Here is a 1,873-nt window from a genome sequence, read left to right as displayed (position 1 = left end):
ATCGAGGGCGAGACGGTGCGGTTGAGCGGGCCTGCGCTCATGCGCCGCTGGATGAACAGCCTTGGCTTGCGCGAGGCGGGGAGGGGACGGGGATGAGCGCGGAAGTGAGGGTGCGGGCGGCGGTGATCGACGCCCTGAGAGCGGATGCCGGGCTGATGGACGTGCTGAACGGCCTGTATGACGGGCAGCCGGGGCGCGCTGCCCCGCCCTATGCGGTGATGGGGGAGTGCATCGCCAGCGATTGGGGCGCGAAGGGGGTGGACGGGCGCGAGGTGCGGCTGACCGTCAGCCTGTTCGACGCCGGGGACAGGACGGATCGGATCGCGGGGATGCTGGCGCGGGTCGAGGCTGTCATGCAGGCGCTGGATATGGCGGGTGAAGAATGGCGGGTGGCCGGCGCGCGGCTGATCCGGTCGCGATTGATGCGGACGGGCGCGCGGGATGGCGATGGCTGGCGCGCCATTGCCGACTACCGGGTGCGGGTGGCGTCAGCCGCCGTTTGAATAATCTTCGAACTCGCTGGTGATCTTGTCGACATATTCGGCGACCTGATCGTCCGCATCGGACTGCGCGTCCTTGTCGGACATGCCGCTGGCCTTGTCATCGGCGACGACGGCGGCGCGGAAGGCGGCTTCCTTGTCGCCGCACTTTGCCTTCAGCGCTGACTGGAAGGATCCAAGCGTCATCTTCTGGTCGAGCGCGGGCTGAATCTGGGCGGACAGGCATTGCGAGAACGCCTTGCGGCCAGCGCCCACGGCGTCGCCCGATTGGGGTGCCGCCAGCAGCATGATGAGGGGAAGTGCGCCAAGCATTCGAACCTCTCTCAATCGCGAATCTTACACGGTTTATCTTACAGGAGAATGCTCCATGGGCGTAGAAAAAGGAAGCGCATTTCTATTGAAGGTGGGCGATGGCGGCAGCCCGCCCGCTTATGCGACGGTGGCGGGGATGCGCACCACGCAGCTATCGGTGAATGGCGAGGCGGTGAACGTCACCAGCAAGGATTCCGGCGGGTGGCGCGAACTGCTGTCCGGCGCGGGGGTGCGGTCGGTCAGCGTGTCGGCGGCGGGAATCTTCACCGGATCGGCGGCCGAGGTGCGCATCCGCAACCATGCGCTGTCCGGCACCATCGAACATTATGAACTGAGCTTCGAAAGCGGCGAGCGGATGCGCGGCCGCTTTCTGGTGACGCGTCTCGACTATGCCGGGGATTATAATGGCGAGCGCAACTATGCGCTGAGCCTGGAAAGCTCCGGCCCGGTGGTGTCGGAATGAGCGGCCCCAATCCTGTGCCCAATGGCGCGAGGGGCGAGGCCGCGCTGGAACTGGCGGGCGAGACGGTGAGGCTGCGGCCGAGCTTTGCCGCGCTGGTGGCGGCGGAAGAGGAGCTGGGGCCGCTGTTCGAACTGGTGGACAGGGCCGCGGACGGCAGGCTGTCGCTGTCCGACATGGCGGCGCTGTTCTGGCACTGCCTCGCCGACCCGCCGCAAGGGCTGACGCGCGAAAGGCTGGGCGAGGCGATCGTCGAGATGGGGCTGGCGAAGCTGTCGCCGGTGCTGCGCGGGATACTCAGGCAGATTTTGGGGGGACGATGAGTTTCTTCAAAACAGCGGCGCGGCTGGCGGGCGTCGCGGGATGGCTGCTGGGCTGGCGGCCGGACGAGTTCTGGCGCTCGACGCCGGTGGAGCTGGAGGCGGTGCTGCGCGCGGCGCGGGGGGAGGATGAGGCCGAGGCCGCGATGGATGCGGGGGAACTGGAGCGGTTGAAGGCGATGATGCCGGATTGACCCCTGCTTGTTCCGGGGGTGGCGGGCATGTTCCCGGCTTCGCTCGAAACGAACGGAGGTGGGTTGGGGAGGGGCAGGCCTTCCCCC

The 1,873-nt window shown here is 67.5% G+C and carries 5 protein-coding genes; 4 read left to right on the top strand and 1 reads right to left on the bottom strand.

The window, feature by feature from the left end; genetic code table 11:
- On the top strand, positions 1–503 hold a 503-nt coding region (locus L288_RS38810; protein ID WP_330216951.1), incomplete at its 5' end, for a DUF3168 domain-containing protein.
- Here L288_RS38810 and L288_RS38805 read toward each other — a convergent pair.
- Positions 489–812: a hypothetical protein gene (locus L288_RS38805; RefSeq protein WP_021239547.1), complete on the bottom strand. Its 324-nt coding sequence runs from the start codon at positions 810–812 to the stop codon at positions 489–491. The genes L288_RS38810 and L288_RS38805 overlap by 15 nt on opposite strands.
- A gap of 55 nt (positions 813–867) precedes the next feature.
- Here L288_RS38805 and L288_RS38800 point away from each other — a divergent pair, with 55 nt between their 5' ends.
- The 3 genes from L288_RS38800 to L288_RS38790 are packed head-to-tail and all read left to right on the top strand — an operon-like array spanning position 868 to position 1,786.
- Positions 868–1,275: a phage tail tube protein gene (locus L288_RS38800; protein WP_021239546.1), complete on the top strand. Its 408-nt coding sequence runs from the start codon at positions 868–870 to the stop codon at positions 1,273–1,275.
- Positions 1,272–1,595 carry a gene transfer agent family protein gene (locus L288_RS38795; RefSeq protein ID WP_021239545.1) on the top strand — a complete coding sequence of 108 codons (324 nt, stop codon included), beginning with the start codon at positions 1,272–1,274 and terminating at the stop codon, positions 1,593–1,595. Before L288_RS38800 ends, L288_RS38795 begins: the two co-directional genes overlap by 4 nt.
- A complete protein-coding gene (locus L288_RS38790) occupies positions 1,592–1,786 on the top strand; it encodes a phage tail assembly chaperone (RefSeq protein ID WP_021239544.1) in 195 nt (64 codons plus the stop codon). The genes L288_RS38795 and L288_RS38790 overlap by 4 nt, the downstream gene beginning before the upstream one ends.
- Positions 1,787–1,873: the final 87 nt, after the last annotated feature.

Origin of the sequence: Sphingobium quisquiliarum P25, from assembly GCF_000445065.1 — a bacterium.
Lineage (GTDB): Bacteria > Pseudomonadota > Alphaproteobacteria > Sphingomonadales > Sphingomonadaceae > Sphingobium > Sphingobium quisquiliarum.
Note: the sequence above shows the minus strand (reverse complement) of the source record. Positions and strands in the feature narration are given on the sequence as shown.